Origin of the sequence: Pseudonocardia sp. Ae505_Ps2, from assembly GCF_001932425.1 — a bacterium.
Taxonomy (GTDB): Bacteria; Actinomycetota; Actinomycetes; order Mycobacteriales; family Pseudonocardiaceae; genus Pseudonocardia.
This window is the reverse complement of record NZ_MCIP01000001.1, coordinates 1349160-1370234: the sequence shown is the minus strand read 5'-3', so window position 1 is coordinate 1370234 and position 21075 is coordinate 1349160. Positions and strand designations below refer to the sequence as shown.

Below are 21075 nucleotides of genomic sequence, written 5' to 3'. Positions count from 1 at the left end.
CCCTAGGATCACGTACGGGTCTCGTGGTCTACTCGCCTGCGGGAGCGACCGGGACAAATGGACTGCCGCAAGGAGGAGCTGTGAAGACCTCGTACGAGGCGATCCAGCTGGTACTCGCCCAGGGCGGACAGCTGACCACGGTCAACCTCCGCGACTGGATCACGAACAACATCGTGCCGCTGATCCTGCTCGCGATCGCCGTCATCCTGCTGTGGATCGGTGGTCGTGGTGACAACGCCGGCGTGGCCCGGCGGAGCATCGGACTGCTGGTGGGTCTGATCGCACTGGGCATCGCCGTGACCGGCAGCGGTCCGGCCATCGGACAGGCGCTGGCCAACCTGCTCGTGACCCCGGGCTGACCCGTGCTCGTTCGCACGGACGACGAGGTCTACCGCGTCGACGCCGTCTGGCTCGGGCCGCCGCGTGCCACGTTCCCCTGGCGCGCCCGCTACGTCAGCTACGGCGTGGGTCTCCTCGTCATGATGCTGATCATGTTCGTCCAGCGCCGGCTCGGCATCGGGCTGGACTTCTTCTCCGTGGCCTGGGCGCTCGTCGGCACGATCGCGATCACCCGCCTGCTCGGCAAGAAGATCGACTACGAGCGGCCGCTGGGCCAGGTGCTCGCCCAGTTCTGGGCCGAGGTGACCGGTCCGCGGGCCGGGCGCAAGGCCGCGGGCGGCTCGGTGCGCGCGTCCCACGTGCGTGTCCACACCACCCGTGCCCACCCGGGCACCCCCTCCTCGGGCGGACGGGCCCGCGCACTCGGTGCCCCCCGCCGCTCCTCGTTGAGCGCGGCGGACGCCACGCCGCGCCCCGCGTCCGGCACCCTCGTGGAGTCGGTCCCCGACACCGCCGGCCCGGTGGTCCCGGGGTTCGAGGCCCCGGTTGCGGCACCCACGCGCGTGGTCCCGCCGTTGCCGGAGCCGGGGAGCGCGCCGCGGCGCGGCCGTTTCCGCCGGGCCCGCGGCAGCGGCAGCGGTCGTGGGGCGAGCCTCCCCGCGCGCACCGGCCGTCCCGACCCGTGGCGCCGGAGTGGCCACCGTGGCCGCACCTGAGCGGACCCCCCGCCGGAGGGCTCGGCGTGGCCGGGCCCGTGCCGGCGAGGGCGGTTCGGACTACACCCCGTCGATCGCGCTGCGCTCGATCGACGGTCACATCACCCGCACCAACGGCCAGGTCATGGCCTGGTACCGGCTCGCGGCGCAGGCGTGGAGCTTCCGCAGCGACAACCAGCGCGAGGTGCTGATCCGCCAGATCGCCGCGCAGCTCGGCGATCTGCAGGGGCGCTGGCTGCACCTGCGGGTCACGACCCGGCCCTACCCCGTGCACATGTGGGCCGAGTCGTTCGACCAGAACGCGATCGGCCGGATGCCCGACGTCCCCGGCGCACTCGGCTGGGACGGCTTCCTGGAGGGCGAGCAGCGACACCTGATGGGCCTGTCGATGGCCGACAAGGAGGTCTTCCTCGGCATCGAGGTGTCCGGCCGCGGGCTGTTCGACCGCTGGGTGGAGCACGCCGCACCCGTCCTGGACCGGCTCGTGCCGTCCGCGGTCAAGGCCGAGCTCGCCGCGCTGGAGACCGAGATCAACCATCTCGACGTGCTCGTCGCCGGGTCCGGGCTCGACGCCGTCCCCGCAGGTGCGGAGGACATGGCCTGGCTGATGCACCGTTCGGTCGCGCTCGGGCTGCCCGCGCCGCGCGGGCTGTCGTCGGTGCCGCGCGGGGTCTCGACCTGGGAGCCGGAGGACCTCGCCGCGTTCACCGAGGGCGTCGACCTGCACCAGGAGCCCTACGCGCCGACCGTGCAGGTCGTCGGGCGGATGCGCAGCCAGACCGTCACCCGCAACGTCGCGGTGCTCTCGGTCGGGCTGATGGAGGGCCTGCGCATCCCCGAGATCGACGACCCGTGGATGCAGCACTCCGACCGGCTGCCGTTCCCGGTGGAGTGGTCCGCGCGGATCTACGTGCGCCGCCCGGAGGACGTCACCGGCGAGCTGCAGCGCCAGATGGGCAAGGTGCGCAGCCAGATCCGGCACTACACCCACGACCACGACCTCGACCCGCCGATGTCGCTGGCCCGCCAGGCCGACCGGGTCCTCGAGGTGGAGGACGAGCTCACCACCGGGCTGACCCAGCTCAACACCCGCCTCTACGGCTGGTGGCGGATCGCGGTCTCCGGTCGCGACGAGGCCGAGGCCACCACCCGCGCCCAGCAGGTCGTGGACCTGTACCGGCCGAAGGTCCAGATCGAGCACCCCGAGGCGCAGTACCGCTACGCCCGCGAGTTCATCCCCGGCGAGCCGCTGGCCGCGACGGCCTACCGGCGACGCGGGTCGGTCACCTGGGCGGCGGCCGCGGTCCCGGCCGCGACGGCCAGCGTGGGCGACCGGCGCGGGATCATGCTCGGCGAGACGTGCACCGCGACCCGGCGCCCGGTGGCCTGGGACCCGTGGCTGGCCCAGGAGGTCCGCCGCGCGTCCGGCCTGACCGCGATCGTCGGTGGTCTGGGATCGGGCAAGTCGTTCCTCACCGGTCTGGTCGTCTACAAGACCCTGCGTGCCGGGGCCCGCTGGACGGTGCTCGACCCGTCCGGCCCGCTCGCGGAGCTGACCCGGCTGCCGGAGCTGGCGCCGTTCTCCCGGCACATCAACCTGCTCCGCGCCGACCCCGGCATCCTCAACCCCTACCGGGTGGTGGCCGAGCCGCGCCCGGACCACTTCCTCGACGACGACGACCCCGAGCGCGCCTGGAAGCGGGAGCGGTCGCTGGCCGCGGCCACCCGTCGCCGCCTGGTGCTCGACGTGCTGTCGGGCCTGCTGCCCTACGAGATCGCCCGCCAGCCGCACACCCGGATCGTGCTGCTCCGGGCGGTGCGCGAGGTCGGCGGCTCGCCCGACCGGCACCCCGGCATGGTCATCGACGCGCTGCGCAGGCACGCCACCGAGGGTGAGGACCACGCCGGCGTCGTCGCGGACTTCCTCGACGAGCGGCGCGAGCTGCCGCAGGCCGCGCTGCTGTTCCCCGACGAGACCCGGGCGGACCCCTGGCAGGCCGACCGCGACTACCGGCTCACCGTGCTGACGATGCAGGGCCTGTCGCTGCCTCGTCCGGGCAGCCCGCGCGAGGAGTGGACCGACAACGAGTCGCTCGGCGTCGAGCTGCTGAACCTGGCCTCCTGGCTGACCCAGCGCACGATCTACGACGCCGACCGCAACCTCCGCAAGGGCGTCGCGCTCGACGAGACGCACTTCCTGTCCCAGGTGCCGACCGGCAAGGTCCTCATCGACCGGCTCGCCCGCGACTCCCGCAAGTTCAACGTCCGCGCCCTGTTCGCCTCCCAGCTGGCCGGCGACCTGCTGCGGGTGTCGGGCTTCGCGTCGCTGGTCAACGCGGTGTTCGTCGGCCGGACCGACGACGAGGAGGCCCAGTCCGAGGCGCTGCGGCTGCTGCGCGTGCCCACCGGTGTCGGCTACGAGGAGATGCTCGGGACGCTGTCCCCGCGCCCCCGCCACGACGACCGGCCCGACGACGCGCCCCGCCAGTTCGTGTTCGCCGACGGCCACGGCGGTGTGGAGAAGGTGCGCATCGACTTGGAGGCGCCGCACCTGGAGCACGTCCGCGAGGCGCTCGACACCAACCCCGACGCCGCCCGGGTCGTCGCCCCGCGTCCGCCCGGCGGGCCGGCGCTCACCGGGCCGGGGAGCCCCGAGATGACCGCGCCCGACGAGCCGAGCCCGCTGCCCGCGCGCCGCGCCCCGGCCCCGGTGGCGGTGCCCGACCTCGACGGCGACGAGATCGACCTGATCACCGACACCCGGATCGGCCCCGGCGACGCCGACCCCGTCCTGGCCGGCGGGATCCGCGCCGGTGGGGTACAGGTCGTGTCGGTCGCCGCGACCGACGCCGCCGTCGGACGTGCGGAGCTCTACGACGACGAGCAGCTCGACCTGCTCGACGAGCTCGACGACGACTGGATCGTCGACGAGCCCGCCGCGACGCCCCCGAACGCGGCGCCCTCGAACGGGACGCCCCCGAACGGTGGTGCCCCGAACGGCACGGCCCCGCACGGCGCGCCCTCGGACGGGGCTGCTCGCACGAACGGCCACACCCCGCCCACGCCCCCCGACGGGGACGGACGGTGACGGCGGGGCTCGACCCGTCCGGCGGCGCAGGGATCTGGGTCGTCCTGGGTGTGCTGCTCGCGGCCGTCGTCGTGTCGGTGCGCAGGACGCGCCGCGCACGCCGGCCGGACACCCCGGGGACCACCCGGCGCCGTCGCCGTCGGACGGCGATCCTCGTGGTCACCGCGATCGCCGGCGGCACACTCCTGCTCGGCTCGCCCGCGATGGCGCAGGCGCTGGACTGCAAGACCCCGCCGGAGCCGGACCGCCCCGGCACCGGGCTGGTCGGCTCGCTCGACCGGCCCTCGGCGCTGCACGGGGAGGCAGGCAGCGTCTACGAGGAGGTCGGCTATGCCGGTCTCGTCTGGCACAACTACGACCTGGGCTGCGCCGCGTCGGGCGTGCTGAACCCCTCGGTCACCACCGACACCTGGCTGGGAAACCAGGTCTTCAACCTGGCGAAGCTGACCGTCGGCGGGGTGAACTGGGCGCACTACCTGATCGCCGACGGCGGGTCGCTGTTCGAGCCGCTCGACCAGGTCATCACCACCGCGACCCGGGCGATGTACGAGACGGTGTTCACCACCTGGGTGGGCCTCGGCCTGCTCGGGTTCGCGATCATCGTGTTGCTGCTGGCGATGCGCGGCGAGCTCGCGCGCCAGGCCCAGCGCACCGGCATCGCGGTGCTGGCGCTGATGATCGGCTCCGCCGCCTATCTGGCACCGGTCGACTGGTCCCGCGCGGCGGACAACCTGCTGCTCGACGGCGTCACGCAGATGCAGGAGGGCTTCCTCGGGCAGGTCGGGCTCGGCACCCGCGACACCCTCCCCACGGTGCTCGTCGACCAGGTGGCCTACCAGAACTGGCTGCGCGGGACGTTCGGCGCACCGGACGTCCCGCAGGCCCAGGAGCTGGGCCGGGACCTGCTGCGGGCCCAGGCGTTCACCATCGACGAGATCGACCGCGGCGAGGACACCAGCGAGACGGCCGAGCGCAAGAAGAGCGAGTACGCCGCGATCGCCGACCGCATGGGCGACCGCTACCCGTACTTCACCGGGGCGTCCGGCAGCCGGATCGGAGCCGGGACGCTCGCGCTGATCCAGGCCGCGTGCATCGCGCTGTTTCAGCTGCTGTCCAAGGTCCTGGTGCTGGTCGCGTTGCTGATCATCCGGCTGATGGTGGTGACGGCGCCGGCGATCGCCGTCGTCGCGTTGCTGAAACCGGACGTCATCCCGGCGATCCTGCGCGTCGGCGGCGCGGCGATCGTGAACACGCTGGTCGTCGGGGCGCTGGCCGGGCTGCACGCGCTGCTGGTCGTGTCGCTGTTCGCACCCGGATCCGGGGTCGATCTGTGGCTCGCGCTGCTGGTCACCGGTGTGGTCACGCTCGTGCTGTGGGCCGTCGCGCGACCGTTCCGGCGGCTGGTGTCGATGGTGACGCTCACCCGCGAGCAGTTCGGCGGGATCGTCCCCGGCATCAACGGCGGCCCGGTGTCGCGCGTCTGGAACCGGATGCGGGGCCCGAACGACGCCGACGAGCGCCAGTCCCGCTGGTGGTCCGAGCGCGGCGGCCACGGCGGGTCCGGCGACCCGGGCGCGGTGCGCCCGGAGGCCGAGACCGCTGCCGGGCCGGGGGCCCGGGTCCGTCGTCGCGCGGCGACGGACGTGCCCTCCCCCCAGGCGGCCCGGATTGCCGAGCCACGCCGCGGGGCGCTGCCGGTCGGGGTGTCCGGGCGGCCCGACACCGGGTTCGCGACGCGGGTCGACCCCGGCGAGGTCGACGACCGCTCCATCTACCGCCGCGACGACACGGGCCCCCGTCGCCCCGGCGACCCGGCCCCGGTGACCCCGGAGCTCGTCGACGGCGTGCCCGTCTACAAGATCTACCGACCGCGGGCGGCCCACACCGGCGGTGACCGTGCCGATTAGGTCCTCCCGCGGCCGTGCCGGCGCCTACCGCGCGGTGTGGCAGTGGCCGCTGCGCTCCCCCGTCCGGCTCGCCGTGACGGTGGTGGTCCTGGGCGGACTCGTGTTCGGGCTGGTCTCGCTCGGAGGTTCCGGCGGTGCGGCGTCCGGGGGGCTCGTCGCCGGGGGAGGCTCCGGCGGCAACCGGTGGGACAGCGGCTCGTCCGGGGTCTCCGCGACGCCCACCCCGACCCTGCTGCCGCCGGTCCCCGAGCTGACCCCCGAGGCGCTGCCGGTGTCGCAGGCACCGCAGCAGGCCCTGGAGACGGCCCGGGTGTGGGCGTCGGCCTGGGTGAACCACCCCGACGGGATGACCTCCCAGCAGTGGGTCGCCGGGCTGCGGCCGTACACGACCGACGAGTTCCTCGGCGTGCTCGCGAGCGTCGACCCGTCGAACGTGCCCGCCTCCCGGGTCACCGGGCCGGCCACCCCGACCCGGGTCGCGCCGAAGAGCATCGAGGTCACCGTGCCGACCGACACGCTGACCCTGCGGATCCTGATCGTCGACACCGAGGCGGGCTGGAAGGTGTCCCGCTACGACCGGGCATGAGCACCCCGCTGACGCGTGCGCTGCGGCCGTTGCGGCTGCTGCTGCCGTTCGTCGCGATCGGGATGGCGCTGGTGCTGTTCCTCACGGTCGGCTTCCTCGCGTTCAGCCCCAACCTCGGCGGCGGTCGGTCGAACGCGGCCTGGTGCGACACCGGCATCTCGACGGCGACGGTCGGCCGCGGTGGCGGAGGAGCCACCTTCGAGACGCTGTCCGACGAGCAGAAGCAGAACGCCGCCGCGATCATCTCGGTCGCCAAGGACATGCAGCTCCCGCCGAAGGCCTGGCTCATCGCGCTGGCCACGGCGATGCAGGAGTCGACGCTCCGCAACATCAACTACGGGGACCGGGACTCGCTCGGGCTGTTCCAGCAGCGTCCGTCGCAGGGGTGGGGGACCCCCGCGCAGGTCACCGACCCCGCCTACAGCAGCCGGATCTTCTACGAGCGGCTGATGGAGGTGCCCGGCTGGGACTCGCTGCCGGTGACAGTGGCAGCTCAGAGAGTCCAGCGCTCCGGTTTCCCCGACGCCTATGCCAAGTGGGAGGGCCTGGCCGCGTCGCTGGTCCAGAACATCGGCGACGTCGCCAACCCGACCGGCTGCGCCCCCGGCACGACCGGCGCGCTGCCCCCGGGCGTCGCCGGCGCAGCGATCGGGTTTGCGCTCGGCGAGCTCGGCAAGCCCTACGTGTGGGGCGCGACCGGCCCGGACGCCTACGACTGCTCCGGCCTGCTCATGCGTGCCTACGAGGCCGCCGGGCTCACGATCCCGCGGGTCTCGCGCGACCAGTACAAGTCCGGCGGGCACCTGCCGGTGCGCGACGTCGCGCCGGGCGACTTCCTGTTCTACGCCCACGACCCGTCGGATCCGAGCACGATCTACCACGTCACGATGTACATCGGCGACGGGAAGATGGTCGAGGCGCCCAACCGCAATTTCCCCGTCCGGGTGCAGCCGGTCCCGTGGGACTTCGCCGACCTCGTGCCGCTCGCCACCCGGCCGGGGACCACGCCGAACCCGGCCTGAACGGGGTCGAGGCGCCATCATGGGCGGCATGCGCTCCCCGCTCTCGGACTACCTCGACTCCGCGGTGCCCGGTGCCTGCCCGGACCACCTCGTCGTGCCGCGCTCACTGGCCCAGTCGATGCCGCTGCGCTGGCAGCAGGTCTTCGTCGGGCTGCTCACCGACCTGCACGAGGCCTACCCCGACGTCGTCTGGCCCGAGTACGCGGTGTCCGCGGTGCGCGCCGAGCCCCTGACCGAGCTCGACGACGCCCAGCTCGCGACACACGGCTACGTCACCGAGCTGGGTCCCGACGGGGATCTCGAGTACCGCGACGTCGACGACCGTGTGGTCCCGGGGTCGCTGCCGGTCCGGGTGGAGGTGCCGGACACGGTGCCGCCGGCGTCGGCGGGGCAGGTGCCGCGGGGGACCGTCGTCCTGCGCTGACTTCACGGGACCCCGCTGCGCTCACGCCGCTGAGCCGATCATGCTGCTGAGCCGATCATGCTGCTCGCGCCGGTCGGTTCCGGGGATCTGCGCGCTCCGTGGCCGGGCGACGGCGAGATGCACCTCAGCGGGAATCGTCGATCCCCACGGCCCGCTGAGCTGCATCTCGCGGTGCGACAGGGATACCTCCCCTGCGGAATTCGCTTACCCGGTAAGCGAGTTCCGGGCTGCCCGTCACCATGTCCGGTGCGCCCCGACCGGTGCGCGACGGCGCCGGGCCGCGTCGGCGAGCCGGTCCAGCTCACGGACCAGGTACGTCGCGTCGGCCGGTCCGGCGTGCACGACGGCGTCGTCGGGCAGCGGGCCGCCGACGACGTCCGGGGTCGGGCGCCGTTGGACGTAGCAGCCGTCCGGGGTGGCGTGCACCAGCAGGACACCCGGCGCGCGGCACGGGTCGGGTCCCTTGCGCCCGGCACCGAGCTGGGCGACGCCCTCGGTCCGTCCCATCCGCCGCGGCACTTCGGCCTCGGCCGCGGTGCAGCCCCGCCGGAGGAGCTCGTGGACGAGCCGGTCGGCGTCGCCGTCGGCGCGCTCGACGGCGTCCCCCAGCACCGCGACGGGAATCTGCACCCCGACACCGGGGCCCGGGACGACCTCGCCGAGCAGCTCGACCAGGACGGTGGACGCGTCGTCGGGCCGGACGCGCACGAGCGCGACGTCGTCGTCGATCCGGGTGGCCAGCACCGCGCGCCCGGCCCGCCGCGCGACCAGCGCACGCTGCCACGACGGGGGTGCGACCACGAGGTCGTGCTGGAACTCCGGTGCGACGACCGTGCGCAGGTCGTCGACCAGGTTCGGCTCGAACACGGTGCCGGTGAACAGGCCCCGCGCCGCCAGGGTGTCGAGGCACCCCCGTACGAGGCGGGCCCGCTCGACGTCGGTGAACCCGGGACTGAGGAGCTCCAGGACCGCGGGGTTGCGACCGAGGTCGAGGAGGTCCCGGGCGACGTCGAACTCGGCGGCGGTGAGGACGGTGGCGCGGTTCCAGTCGATCATCGGTGGGGCTCCTCGGGTGCCAGGACGGCGTCGGTCGCGGCGATCTCGATGTCGAACACCTCGTCGGTGGGGACGACGTAGCGGTTGCGGTGGTCCTGGGCGTCGCGGCCGCCCGCGCCGCCGGCCATCGGGCCGTAGCCGCTCGGGCCGGTGCCCCGTCCGGTGGTCTCGCCGGGGCGGGCGGACCAGGCCGGGTCGGTGGACCGGTTGCCGGGGCCGAACGGCTCGAACGGCCGTCCGCCACCGGACCCCGTCCCGCCGGGGAGGCGCTCGCCGTACCCGGGGCCGCGGGCCGATGGCGGGAGGAGTGGCTGCGCCCGGGTCCGCTCGCCGAACTGGCGCCCGAGGTCGACGCGGGTGCCGAACGGATCGGGGCCCGGTGCCGTCGACGTGGGGTACGCGCCCTGGGGTGGCGCGAGCCGGTACGGGTCCGGGGCGGGCGTGGTCGGTGGGTCGAGGCGCTGGGGTGCGACGACGTCGGCCGGTCCGGGCAGCCCGGTGTGGTCCCGGTCGGTGCCGTCCCCGCTGGTCCCGGGCCCGTCGGGGCCAGCGGGTCGCCCGACGTCCGGCGTGCCGGGACCCGAACCTCCCGACCCACCGCTCCCCCGCCCGCCGACTCCCCGCCCGCCGGGAGCCTCGACGCCGCCCGGTCCGGGCCGGGGCCCGGCGCCCGGCGGACCCGGTGCGACGCCGCCCGGTCCTCCGCCGCCGACACGGGCGGCTCCGCCGCCGTCCCCGACGGCGGCCGGGCCGAACCCGCCGGCCCCGTCCGAGCTCGGCGGCGGACCTCCGGCACCGGTGGGCGCCGCGGCCGAGGCCGGGTCGACGGTGAGGAAGCGGTCGTCGATCGCCGACGCGGTGGCGAGGTGCTCCTGCAGCACACGGTCGGCCTCCTCGCTGTGCCGCTGGTCGCGTTCGAGCGAGGTCACGTAGTCGGCGACGGTGGCGCCCAGACCGGTCAACGGGGCGCCCGCCAGCAGGTGGGCGTTGCGGACGCCGCTGGTGAAGATGCCGGGCGGGGTGGGGTCCAGGGCGGCGATGGCGGCCTGGGTGCGGTCGAACGACTGTCCGTAGGCGTCCAGCTGGGTCGCGCCGTTCGCGGTGACGGGGGCGGTGCACGTCATCGAGGTGGTGATGCCGTCGAGGGACTGCTGGGCGGCGGCCGCGGCGGGGCCCTGCCAGGAGACGCCGAGCTCGGTCATGCGCTTCCTGGCCTCGTCGGCCGCGGCACGGAGTTCGGTGTCCGCGGTCCGGAGCGCGGACGCGGCGTCGACGACCGCGGACGAGCCGGGTTTGCCGACCACCCAGGCGTACTTCTCCTGGAGGGACTTGGCAGCGAAGTTGAAGCCCTGGTGGAACGCCATTCCCGTGTCCTCGTGATGGGTGGAGCGACGGTCAGATCCGGAAGGACCTCTCGATCGCGGCCTCGTCGATCCGGTACGACGAGGCAACAGCACGCAGCGACGTGACGGCCTGTTCCAGCTCGGCCCGGTGGGCCATATGACGATCGATGATCGCCGCGAACTTCTCGTCGAACACAGGTGTCGCCATCCCTGAGATCGGGTCCTCGCCGCACGGGCCGACCGTGCAGCCGAGCGCGTTCTGGAGGGCGGCGCGAATGGCCTCAGCCTGCTGCGCGAGTGAGCGTCCGACGCTGAGGACGTTGTCGGGAGACACCTGACTGATCAGGTTGTTCAAGCTCGGTGCAGCCGACGGACTCATGAGCGGGCAAAGTAGTCGGCGATCCGGGCGAACGTGGGTCGTCCGAGCGACTGCTTCGCGGTCGTGAATCGCGAGGGTCAGCTCGGTGCCAGCACTGCGAGAGCCTCGTCGAGGACCTCGTGCGCCCTGTCGCAGGGTGCGCGTACGGCACTACCGGCTTGGCGCAGTTCGTCGGTGGGTACCGAGGCCTGAGCTCGCACGGACGTCGAGGGGCCGCTGTCGGCCACGGCTTCGCACACGGTCAGCCGGGAAGTGGACCGGTCGTTCTCGATCACGTCATATCCCCGGGCCTGACCGGAGGAGGAACCCGCCGACCGGAGATCTGCTGCGGGGATGGGAAGGAACTGCAGGTTGATGTCGATCCGCGGGTTCCCGGTCCCGAAGTAGCCGCATGACGGGGCCCGCGTCCCGCGTATCGCCGCGTCGTTCTTCCGGGGGTCGCGGAGTTCGAGCGCCCCGAGCATCTGTGCGGACAGGAGATCGCAGGGATGCTTGTTCGTGACGTCGATCGGACTCGGTCCGGCCGCTGGTGGCCGGTCCGGCCCCGGAGGCGTGGCGCCCGAGCCGCAGGCGGTGGCCGTGGCGGTGAGGACGGCGGCCAACGACCCCAGTACGAGCCGACGCGCAGCCGGTACGAGCACGTGATCCTCCGTCGACGATCGACCGGCCACAGGCTAGCCCGCCCCACGGACCTGCACACGTGAACGTCGCGGATAAAAGTTGAGTCCCCCGGGAACAAGTCTCTCGGGTGGTCCGTTGACCCCCACGAGAGCAAGTTGAGCAGAGCCCACTCAAGGGCGATGCGCGAGCTGCTCCCCGGTTTGGTACAACTTGAGCCGGACGCACTCATACCCCACACATCTCGGAGGCAGTCACCATGGCTCGTACGGTCGGTATCGACCTCGGGACCACCAACTCCGTCGTCGCCGTCCTCGAGGGTGGCGAGCCGACGGTGATCGCGAACTCGGAGGGTGCCCGCACCACTCCGTCGATCGTCGCGTTCGCGCGCAACGGTGAGGTCCTCGTCGGCCAGTCGGCGAAGAACCAGGCCGTCACCAACTCCGACCGCACCTTCCGCTCGGTCAAGCGCCACATCGGCACCGACTGGAAGACGCCGGAGATCGACGGCAAGACCTACGCGGCGCAGGAGATCAGCGCCCGCGTCCTGCAGAAGCTCAAGCGGGACGCCGAGTCCTACCTGGGCGACGAGGTCACCGACGCCGTCATCACGGTGCCGGCCTACTTCGAGGACGCGCAGCGCCAGGCGACCAAGGAGGCCGGTCAGATCGCCGGCCTGAACGTGCTCCGCATCGTCAACGAGCCGACCGCGGCCGCGCTGGCCTACGGCCTGGACAAGGGCGACAAGGAGCAGACCATCCTGGTCTTCGACCTGGGTGGCGGCACGTTCGACGTGTCCCTGCTGGAGATCGCCGAGGGCGTCGTCGAGGTCAAGGCGACCAACGGCGACAACCACCTCGGTGGTGACGACTGGGACGAGCGGATCGTCACCTGGCTCGTCGACAAGTTCAAGTCCTCCCAGGGCATCGACCTGACCAAGGACAAGATGGCGATGCAGCGGCTCCGCGAGGCCGCGGAGAAGGCGAAGATCGAGCTGTCCAGCTCGTCCTCGACCAGCATCAACCTGCCCTACATCACGGTCGACTCCGAGAAGAACCCGCTGTTCCTGGACGAGACGCTGTCCCGCGCGGAGTTCCAGCGGATCACCCAGGACCTCCTGGACCGCACCCGTCAGCCGTTCAACCAGGTCATCAAGGACGCCGGCATCTCGGTGAACCAGATCGACCACGTCGTGCTCGTCGGTGGCTCCACCCGGATGCCCGCCGTCACCGAGCTCGTCAAGGAGCTGACCGGCGGCAAGGAGCCCAACAAGGGCGTCAACCCGGACGAGGTCGTCGCCGCCGGTGCCGCGCTGCAGGCCGGTGTGCTCCGCGGTGAGGTCAAGGACGTCCTGCTGCTGGACGTCACCCCGCTGTCCCTGGGCATCGAGACCAAGGGCGGCGTCATGACCAAGCTGATCGAGAAGAACACCACGATCCCGACCAAGCGCTCGGAGATCTTCTCCACCGCGGATGACAACCAGCCGTCGGTGCAGATCCAGGTCTACCAGGGCGAGCGCGAGATCGCCGCGTACAACAAGAAGCTCGGCATGTTCGAGCTGACCGGCATCGCGCCGGCCCCGCGCGGCGTCCCGCAGATCGAGGTCTCCTTCGACATCGACGCCAACGGCATCGTCAACGTGTCCGCCAAGGACATGGGCACCGGCAAGAGCCAGGAGATGACGATCACCGGCGGGTCGGCGCTGTCCAAGGACGACATCGACCGCATGGTCAAGGAGGCCGAGGCGCACGCCGAGGAAGACGCCAAGCGTCGCGAGGAGGCGGAGACCCGCAACCAGGCGGAGACCCTCGTCTACCAGACGGAGAAGTTCGTCAAGGAGAACGACGACAAGCTCCCCTCCGACGTCAAGGACTCGGTCAACGCCGCCCTGGGTGAGACCCAGGAGGCGCTGAAGGGCACCGACCACGAGGCGATCAAGTCCTCGATGGAGAAGCTCGCCACCGAGTCCCAGAAGATGGGGTCCGCCCTGTACTCGCAGCCCGGTGCCGAGGGCGCCGCGGGTGCCGGTGCCGAGGGTGGTGCCGGCGCGACCGGTGCCTCCGACGCGCAGGACGACGTCGTCGACGCCGAGATCGTGGACGACGACAAGGACGCCAAGGGCGGCAAGTGACGGCCGGCGGCCATCCACGGGACGACAGGACGGTCGACATGGCAGACGAACAGAAGCAGGAGGAGCCGGTGACGTTCCGGGACCGCCGCAAGGTGGACCCGGAGACCGGCGAGGTCCGTCCCGACGCCGACGCGACCGGGGCCGCCGACACGGCGGCCCCGGCCGGGGACGGCGAGCAGGTCGCGGGCCCGGCCGACGGGGAGGACCCGGAGGTCGAGAAGCTGCGGGCCGAGGTCGCCGAGCGCACCGCGGACCTGCAGCGGGTCAGCGCCGAGTACGCCAACTACCGGCGTCGAGCCGACCGCGACCGTGAGCAGACGAAGGTGGACGCGAAGGTCTCCTTCGCGAACGACCTGCTGGTCGTGCTCGACGACTTCGAGCGCGCCGCCCAGCACGGCGACCTCACGGGACCCTTCAAGGCCGCTGCGGACAAGGTCACCGCGGTGCTGACGAAGCTCGGTCTCGAGCCGTTCGGGACCGAGGGCGAGCCCTTCGACCCGCAGCTCCACGAGGCCGTGCAGCACGAGCCGGCCGAGGGCTCCGGCCCCACGGTCACCGTGCTGTCGACGGTGCTGCGTCGTGGCTACCGCATCTCCGACCGGGTCCTTCGGCCGGCGATGGTGACCGTGCAGGACCGCCCCGAGGTAGAGGCCGAGGCACAGGCCGAGACCGACGCCGCGGGCGGCGCGGACGCCGGCGACGGCGAGCCGCAGAACCCGGCCTGACCAGGACGGGTAGGGACGTGACCACGCGGTGCGGCGGGAGACGACCGGTCTCCCGCCGCGTCGCGGGCGTGAACGGAAAGGAGGCGGAGTGACCCAGCGCGACTGGATCGAGAAGGACTACTACCGCGAGCTGGGCGTCTCCTCGACGGCGTCCCAGGACGAGATCAAGAAGGCGTACCGAAAGCTCGCCCGCGAGCTGCACCCGGACGCGAACCCCGGCGACGAGAAGGCCGAGGCCCGCTTCAAGGCGGTCTCCGAGGCCTACGGCGTGCTGGGCGACGAGTCCAAGCGCAAGGAGTACGACGAGACCCGCGCGATGTTCGCCGGTGGCGGCGGCTTCGGTGGGTTCGGCACCGGTGGTGGCTTCCCCGGCGGCGCGCGACCCGGTGGCGCCGGCCAGGGTGGCTTCGACATCAACGACCTGTTCGGCCAGGCCGGCCGCGCGGGCGGTGCCGGGGCCGGTGCGGGCGACTTCAGCGACATCCTGGGCGACATCTTCGGCCGCGCCGCGCGCAACAGCGCCGGCGGTGCGGGCGGGTACGGCACGGCCGGTGCCCGCCGCGGCCAGGACGTCGAGAGCAGCCTGACCATCTCCTTCGAGGACGCGGTGCGCGGCGCGACGGTGCCCATCAAGCTGTCCTCGCCCGGGCGGTGCGAGCGCTGCGGCGGCACCGGGTCCCGGCCCGGCAGCACCCCTCGCACCTGCCCCACCTGCGCCGGTCAGGGCCTGGTGAACCGCAGCCAGGGCGCGTTCTCGTTCTCCGAGCCGTGCCGCGACTGCCGCGGGACCGGGCGCATCATCGACGACCCGTGCCCCGAGTGCCACGGCGACGGCGTGTCCACCCGGACCCGGTCGCTGTCCATCCGGGTCCCCGCGGGCGTCGACGACGGTCAGAAGATCCGGCTCCCCGGACAGGGCGAGCCCGGGCGCGGCGGGGCCCCCGCCGGGGATCTCTACGTGACCGTGAGCGTGACCCCGCACCGGATCTTCGGGCGGTCGTCGAAGAACCCCGACGACCTGACCCTCACCGTGCCGGTGACCTTCCCCGAGCTCGCTCTGGGCGCGACCCTGACGGTGCCCACACTCGACGGCACCGTCTCGCTGCGGATCCCGCCGGGCACCACCAGCGGCCGCACGTTCCGGGTGTCGGGGCGTGGGGTCGAACGCAAGAACGGGAAGAAGGGCAACCTGCTGGTCACCGTCGAGGTGGCGGTGCCGCAGAAGCTGGACGAGGCGGCGAGGAGCGCGCTGGAGGCCTACGCCGAGGCGACGTCGTCGTTCGACCCGCGGGCCGACCTGCTCGGTAGCGCCAGGAGGTGATGGCGGTGTCCGGACGACGCACCCCCCGTGACGGGGAGGAACCGCCGACGGTCGACGTGGCACACGACAGCCCGGTGTTCGTCATCTCGGTCGCCGCGCAGCTGTCCGGCCTGCACGCCCAGACCCTGCGCAGCTACGACCGGATCGGCCTGGTCAGCCCGGGCCGGTCCGCGGGCGGCGGACGTCGCTACTCCCAGCGCGACATCGCCCTGCTCCGCGAGGTGCAGCGGCTCTCCCAGGAGGAGGGCGTGAACCTCGCGGGCGTCAAGCGGATCATCGAACTGGAGCAGATGGTCGACCAGCTCTCGGCGCGCCTCGAGGAGGTGACCGCCGAGCTGGACGCGGTCCGCGCCGCCGCTGCGCAGGCCACCGCGGCGGTGCACCGCTCCTACCGGCGCGACCTCGTGCCGGTGGACCGGCGTCAGGCCGTCGTGCGCTGGCGCCCGGCCGACGACGGCTGAACCCGCTCCGTCGCGCACCCCGGCGTCCTCCGTCGGAACCGGGGTGCGGGACCGGGCCTCGCGCGGCGACGACCGTCGTGCCCGGGCCACGAGCCGGTCAGGCGGCCGTCAGCGCTCCGCGCCGGGCCAGCAGGCCCAGCATCACGGCTCCGGCCAGCGGCACCGCCGCCAGGACCAGGAACGGCAGGGCGGGTGGGAACGCGGGGTCGAGCAGCGCCCCGACCCCCGTCGAGCCGACGAGCACCATCAGCCCGCCGAACGAGGCGAGCACCCCGAAGTGGGCGCCCAGCCTGCGTTCCCCGGCCAGCCGCGGGACGAGATCCTGCGCGACCGGCACGGCGAACATCTCGCCGAAGGTCAGCAGCAGCACCATCAGCACCGCGGGCGTGAGCGCCCACCACCCCGGCAGGTCCGGCAGCAGCCGCGCCACCGCGACGACGGTGAACGACGCGGCCATCAGGCAGAACCCCAGCACCACCGCGCGGCCCGCCCCCATCCGGCTCCCCCAGGCCGTCACCCGCATCTGCAGACAGATCACCAGCACGGACATCATCACGAACAGGAAGCCGAGCGCGGCGGTGCGCCCGACGCGCTCCAGCTCGTCGGGCAGGGCCAGGTAGAGCTGGTTGTAGCAGAGCAGCCAACCCGAGTAGCCGACCGCGAACAGCAGGAAGCGTCGGTTCCCCAGCACCTCGCCCCAGCCGGCGAGCATCGGCTGCCCGGCCTGCTCGGGCTCGCGCCACGGCAGCCACCGCCAGTGCGCCAGACCCACCAGCACGAAGCCGGCGGCGGCGACCAGGCAGGCGAGCTGGAAGTCGACCACCATGAGCGCGGTGCCGACCAGCGGCCCGGTGACGGTCCCGACCTGACCGGCGACGGCGAACATCGAGAACACCTCGGTCCGCGCCGGGCCCTCACCGGCGCGCTCCCGCTCCCCGGCCTCCCGCGCCAGCGACGACTCGACCGCCGGCGAGAACAGGGCCGCCGCGAACCCGGTCAGCAGCGCCCCACCGATGACCGCGGGCAGCGATCCGGCCGCGCCGAGGAGGATGAAACCGATCACGCGCAGCGAGCACCCGACGAGCACGACCGGCTTCGCACCGAACCGGTCGGTCAGGGTCCCGCCGATCACGAACAGTCCCTGCTGGCTGAACGTCCGCAGCCCCAGCACCAGCCCGACGGCCGCCGCGGCGAGCCCGAGGTCCTCGGCCAGGTGCGTCGCCAGGTAGGGCAGCACCATGTAAAAGCCCACGTTGAAGGCCATCTGGGTGCTGATCAGCAGCTTCATGACCGGGGGGAGCCCGCGGAACTGGGCCCACCGGCCCGGTCGGAGCGGCGTCGGGGGACGCGGGTCCGACTCGGGATCGGCGGGTCGGCGGAGCAGGCTGCGGAGCACCACGAAGTGGTACCAGGTCGCCGTCGGCAGTCGCGACTCGATGGCAACAACGACATATGCGCATGCGTGAAGATGCTTGACCGTATGTACAGGCTTACCGAAGATCTCCCGGGCGCCGGGTGACACACGGTCGAGGGCGCCGGAGAGGCCAGGTCGTGATGCCCGCCGCCGTGCGCGCCGTCGTAGCACCCCGTCGTTCCCGCTTGCGGGTCGCCGCCGCCCTGGTGGTGAGCGCCGCGGTCCTCACCGCGTGCGGCGGCACCGGTGGCGGGAGCGGTCGGGTCGTGCCGGACGGGCAGGCCACGATCGCGATGGCCTTCGGCCCGTCGGCCGGTTACGGCGTGGACACCGACGACGCGTTCGTCCTCTCCCAGCTCGGGGTGACCGAGTCCCTGGTGGCGTCCGGCCCGGACGGGCAGCCCCGACCCGCACTGGCGACGGCGTGGGCCCAGCAGTCCGACCCGCGGACCTGGCGGTTCGAGCTGCGTCCCGGCGTGACCTTCCAGAACGGCGAGCCGCTCACCGGGCAGGCCGCCGCGACCGCCCTGAACTGGGTGGCCGGCGTCGCCGCGCCGCCGCGCGCGGTGCGCGGGATCGGCCTGCAGGCCGCCGCGGACGGCGCGGCTGCCGTGCGCGTCACGACGGCGAAGCCCGACCCGATCCTGCCGCTGCGGCTGTCCAGCGTGAACACAGCGATCCTGGCGCCGTCGGCGTACCGGGCCACGCCGCCGTCGGTCCAGCAGACCGGCACCGGCCCGATGACGATCACCCGGACGAACGGCACCCAGTCGGTGACCCTCGCCCGCAACGACCGCTACTGGGGTGAGCGCCCGCAGCTGGCCGGTGTCACCGCGAACTTCGTGCCCGACCCGGCCGCCCGCGCACTGGCCCTGCGGGCCGGCGACGCCGACATCGCCCAGGAGCTCCCCGAGTCCAGCGCGCTGGAGTTCACCGGCGACGAGTACGTGAACCAGACCGTCGCCGCGCCCCGGACCGCGTCGCTGGTCCTCAACCAGTCCCGCAGGCCCTTCGCCGACATCCGGGTGCGGCAGGCCGTCGCGGCCGCCGTGGACCGCACCGCGCTCGGTGAGCAGGCGCTCGCCGGGTCGGCGATCCCGGCCTCGGAGCTGTTCGGCCCGGCCGTGGCGTGGGGCTCGCAGGACGCCCCGCCGCCGGCCGACCCCGCGCGCGCCCGGCAGCTGCTGGCCGAGGCCGGCTACGGCCCTGGCAACCCGCTGCGCATCGAGCTGGGGTCCTACGGCGCCCGCCCCGAGCTCCCGACGCTGGTCACCGCCGTCCAGGAGATGCTCCGCGGGGCCGGCATCGAGGTCACCGTGCGCATCGGCGACTACGACGCCCGCGAGCCGCAGCTGCTCGCCGGTGACTTCGACATGTACCTGCTCTCGCGCAGCTACCTGGTCGACGTGCCGGACGCCGGCGCCACGCTGGCCACCGACTACACCTGCCAGGGCTCCTACAACCTCAACCACTACTGCTCGCCCCAGTTCGACGCCCTGCTCGCCCCGCTGGCCAACGAGACCGACCCGGCCGCACGACAGAAGGTCTTCACCGAGGCCGCGGCGAAGCTGAACGCCGACGTCGTCGGAGTCCCGCTGGTGCACACCAACGCCAACGGCGTCGGGCACCGGGTCACCGGCTACACCGTCGACCCGCTGGCCAAGTCGCTCGTCGTCCCCGGGCTGGCGACCACGGAGTGACCGCACTTGTCGCACGCAGGCTGCTGGCGCTGCCGCTGGTCGCCGTGGCCGCGGCGGTGCTGGTGTTCCTGCTCCCGCGGTTCTCCGGACAGGACACCGCGCTCGCGATCCTGCGCAGCCGGACCGGGGAGTCCGACCCGGACCCGTCGGTCCTGGCCGCGCTGCGCGAGCAGTACGGCCTCGACGGCACCTGGTGGGACCAGTTCACCGGCTGGGCCGGCGCGCTGCTGCGCGGCGACCTCGGGATCTCCTGGACCAGCCGCACCCCGGTCTCGGGCCTGCTCTGGCCCGCGCTCGGGGTGTCGCTGACCCTCACCGTCGCCGCGCTGGTACTCGCGGCCCTGGTCGGGATCCCGCTCGGGGTGCGCGCCGCGCGTCGCCCCGGTGGCCGGCTCGACCGGGCCCTGACCACCGGATCGGTGCTGGGCGTCGCGATCCCCGAGTTCGTGCTCGGGACGGCGCTGGTGCTCGCCTTCGCCGTCACCGTGCCGGTGCTGCCCGCGACCGGCTGGGGCGACGTGGACCAGGCGGTGCTGCCGGTGGTCACCCTGGCCGCGTTCCCGGCCGCGCTCGCCGCCCAGCTGGTGCGCGCCGAGACCGTCGACGCGCTGGCCCGCCCGCACGTCGCCGTCGCGCGGTCCAAGGGCATCAGCGACGGGCGGGTCCTGTGGCGCCACGGCGGCCGCCTGGCCCTGACCTCGGTCACCTCGCTGTCCGGGCTGTTCCTCGGCGGGTTGCTCGGCGGCTCGGTCGTGGTCGAGGTGCTGTTCGCGATCCCCGGCCTGGGCCGCCTGCTCTACGACGCCGTCCTCGGCCAGGACCTGCCGGTCGTGCAGGCCGGGCTGCTCGCGATCGTGCTGATCGCCGCCGTCGCCGGGATCCTCGCCGAGCTGCTCGCGCTCGCGCTGGACCCGGTGGCCCGGAGCGCCGTCCGGTGACCGCCTCGGTGCTGGCCCGCCCCGCGGGCGCCGCCGCGCGCACCACCCGGCGCGCGGCGGTCCTGCAGGTCGGGGCGCTGGTCCTGCTCGGTGTGCTGGTGCTGTTCGCCCTGCTGCCGCTCGACCCGGTCGCCAACGACCTGTCCCACCGCTTCGCCGGGCCGTCGGCCGCGCACCCGCTCGGCACCGACCAGCTCGGCCGGGACGTGCTGGCGCGGCTGGCCGTCGGCGCTCGGCTCTCGGTCGGGTTCACCCTGGTCGCGCTCGCGTTGTGCGCGGGGATCGGGACGGTGCTGGGCGTGCTCGCCGCCTGGTGCGGACGGGCGGTCGGCCAGCTGTTCCAGCGCACCATCGACGTGCTCGTCGCGATCCCGGCGGTGCTGATCGGGCTGGTGGTGGTCGCCGCGTCCGGCGGGGCCCCGGGGGTGTGGTCGCTGCTGGTGGCGATCGTCGTCGCCGGGTGGACGCCGTTCGCCCGGCTCACCTACCAGCTCGTGGTGCGCGAACGCGCCCGCGAGTACGTCGAGGGCGCCGTCGCCGTCGGCGCGGGGCCGCTGCGGATCGCGTTCCGGCACGTGCTGCCGAACCTCGCCCGGCCGCTGCTGTCGCACCTGTGCCTGCGGTTCGCGAACGTCCTGCTGACCGTGGCCGGGCTGTCCTTCCTCGGGCTCGGGCCGCAGCCGCCCACCCCGGAGTGGGGGGCGATGCTCGCCGCCGGCCGGCAGTTCCTGTTCAACGCCCCGCAGCTCGTCCTGCTGCCCGCGCTGGCCGTCGTCGGGACGGCGCTGCTCGTCACCGCACTCGGCCGCGGGCTGGAACGCCGGTGGACGACCGGTCCGACCGGACAGTTCTGACATCGCTTCGTTCCTGCCAGACTGCTGCGAGTACGGGTGAACGGCAGGAGGTA

At 73.4% G+C, this 21075-nt stretch carries 19 protein-coding genes; 14 read left to right on the top strand and 5 right to left on the bottom strand.

The features are described from left to right. Positions 1-80 precede the first annotated feature (80 nt). The 7 genes from Ae505Ps2_RS06445 to Ae505Ps2_RS06415 are packed head-to-tail and all read left to right on the top strand — an operon-like array spanning position 81 to position 8082. The gene (locus Ae505Ps2_RS06445; RefSeq protein ID WP_020622502.1) at positions 81-359 is read left to right on the top strand and encodes a hypothetical protein; all 279 of its coding nucleotides are present in this window, start codon (positions 81-83) and stop codon (positions 357-359) included. 3 nt (positions 360-362) lie between these two features. Next, positions 363-1055: a hypothetical protein gene (locus Ae505Ps2_RS32485; protein ID WP_075309415.1), complete on the top strand. Its 693-nt coding sequence runs from the start codon at positions 363-365 to the stop codon at positions 1053-1055. Further along, positions 1042-4143: an ATP-binding protein gene (locus Ae505Ps2_RS06435; RefSeq protein WP_249265226.1), complete on the top strand. Its 3102-nt coding sequence runs from the start codon at positions 1042-1044 to the stop codon at positions 4141-4143. The genes Ae505Ps2_RS32485 and Ae505Ps2_RS06435 overlap by 14 nt, the downstream gene beginning before the upstream one ends. Then, positions 4140-6050 (top strand): hypothetical protein, encoded by a 1911-nt coding sequence (locus tag Ae505Ps2_RS06430; protein WP_075309417.1) that lies wholly within the window; start codon positions 4140-4142, stop codon positions 6048-6050. Before Ae505Ps2_RS06435 ends, Ae505Ps2_RS06430 begins: the two co-directional genes overlap by 4 nt. Then, complete coding sequence (locus Ae505Ps2_RS06425) at positions 6040-6636, top strand: hypothetical protein (protein ID WP_075312624.1); 597 nt, start codon at positions 6040-6042, stop codon at positions 6634-6636. Before Ae505Ps2_RS06430 ends, Ae505Ps2_RS06425 begins: the two co-directional genes overlap by 11 nt. Beyond that, positions 6633-7658, top strand: coding sequence for a C40 family peptidase (locus tag Ae505Ps2_RS06420; RefSeq protein ID WP_075309419.1), 1026 nt, complete (start codon positions 6633-6635; stop codon positions 7656-7658). The genes Ae505Ps2_RS06425 and Ae505Ps2_RS06420 overlap by 4 nt, the downstream gene beginning before the upstream one ends. A gap of 28 nt (positions 7659-7686) precedes the next feature. Further along, positions 7687-8082, top strand: coding sequence for a hypothetical protein (locus tag Ae505Ps2_RS06415; protein WP_226361536.1), 396 nt, complete (start codon positions 7687-7689; stop codon positions 8080-8082). A gap of 234 nt (positions 8083-8316) precedes the next feature. Here Ae505Ps2_RS06415 and Ae505Ps2_RS06410 read toward each other — a convergent pair whose 3' ends face one another. The 4 genes from Ae505Ps2_RS06410 to Ae505Ps2_RS06395 all read right to left on the bottom strand — a co-directional run bounded on the left by Ae505Ps2_RS06410 (position 8317) and on the right by Ae505Ps2_RS06395 (position 11462). Continuing rightward, positions 8317-9138 (bottom strand): ESX secretion-associated protein EspG, encoded by an 822-nt coding sequence (locus Ae505Ps2_RS06410; protein WP_075309423.1) that lies wholly within the window; start codon positions 9136-9138, stop codon positions 8317-8319. Beyond that, a complete protein-coding gene (locus Ae505Ps2_RS06405) occupies positions 9135-10502 on the bottom strand; it encodes a PPE domain-containing protein (protein WP_075334011.1) in 1368 nt (455 codons plus the stop codon). The genes Ae505Ps2_RS06410 and Ae505Ps2_RS06405 overlap by 4 nt, the downstream gene beginning before the upstream one ends. 31 nt (positions 10503-10533) lie before the next feature. Then, on the bottom strand, positions 10534-10860 hold the full coding sequence (locus tag Ae505Ps2_RS06400; protein WP_075550158.1) for a PE domain-containing protein: 327 nt from the start codon (positions 10858-10860) through the stop codon (positions 10534-10536). A gap of 77 nt (positions 10861-10937) precedes the next feature. Further along, positions 10938-11462 carry a DUF3558 family protein gene (locus Ae505Ps2_RS06395; RefSeq protein WP_158071547.1) on the bottom strand — a complete coding sequence of 175 codons (525 nt, stop codon included), beginning with the start codon at positions 11460-11462 and terminating at the stop codon, positions 10938-10940. Positions 11463-11737: 275 nt separating this feature from the next. On the opposite strand from Ae505Ps2_RS06395, the gene dnaK reads away from it, so the two are divergent. The 4 genes from dnaK to Ae505Ps2_RS06375 all read left to right on the top strand — a co-directional run bounded on the left by dnaK (position 11738) and on the right by Ae505Ps2_RS06375 (position 16116). Beyond that, on the top strand, positions 11738-13609 hold the full coding sequence (dnaK, locus tag Ae505Ps2_RS06390) for a molecular chaperone DnaK (RefSeq protein WP_075309431.1): 1872 nt from the start codon (positions 11738-11740) through the stop codon (positions 13607-13609). A gap of 38 nt (positions 13610-13647) precedes the next feature. Beyond that, positions 13648-14334, top strand: coding sequence for a nucleotide exchange factor GrpE (gene grpE / locus Ae505Ps2_RS06385; RefSeq protein WP_075312626.1), 687 nt, complete (start codon positions 13648-13650; stop codon positions 14332-14334). Between the two features lie 88 nt (positions 14335-14422). Then, entirely contained in the window at positions 14423-15655 is a 1233-nt protein-coding gene (gene dnaJ, locus Ae505Ps2_RS06380) for a molecular chaperone DnaJ (protein ID WP_075334008.1), read from the top strand. Between the two features lie 5 nt (positions 15656-15660). Beyond that, the gene (locus Ae505Ps2_RS06375; RefSeq protein ID WP_283160292.1) at positions 15661-16116 is read left to right on the top strand and encodes a helix-turn-helix transcriptional regulator; all 456 of its coding nucleotides are present in this window, start codon (positions 15661-15663) and stop codon (positions 16114-16116) included. Positions 16117-16213: 97 nt separating this feature from the next. Here Ae505Ps2_RS06375 and Ae505Ps2_RS06370 read toward each other — a convergent pair whose 3' ends face one another. Continuing rightward, positions 16214-17404 (bottom strand): MFS transporter, encoded by a 1191-nt coding sequence (locus Ae505Ps2_RS06370; protein WP_139320138.1) that lies wholly within the window; start codon positions 17402-17404, stop codon positions 16214-16216. 311 nt (positions 17405-17715) lie between these two features. Here Ae505Ps2_RS06370 and Ae505Ps2_RS06365 point away from each other — a divergent pair, with 311 nt between their 5' ends. The 3 genes from Ae505Ps2_RS06365 to Ae505Ps2_RS06355 are packed head-to-tail and all read left to right on the top strand — an operon-like array spanning position 17716 to position 21022. Beyond that, positions 17716-19230: an ABC transporter substrate-binding protein gene (locus Ae505Ps2_RS06365; protein ID WP_249265225.1), complete on the top strand. Its 1515-nt coding sequence runs from the start codon at positions 17716-17718 to the stop codon at positions 19228-19230. Next, on the top strand, positions 19227-20168 hold the full coding sequence (locus Ae505Ps2_RS06360) for an ABC transporter permease (protein ID WP_075309436.1): 942 nt from the start codon (positions 19227-19229) through the stop codon (positions 20166-20168). The genes Ae505Ps2_RS06365 and Ae505Ps2_RS06360 overlap by 4 nt, the downstream gene beginning before the upstream one ends. Next, entirely contained in the window at positions 20165-21022 is an 858-nt protein-coding gene (locus Ae505Ps2_RS06355; RefSeq protein WP_075553483.1) for an ABC transporter permease, read from the top strand. Before Ae505Ps2_RS06360 ends, Ae505Ps2_RS06355 begins: the two co-directional genes overlap by 4 nt. Positions 21023-21075: the final 53 nt, after the last annotated feature.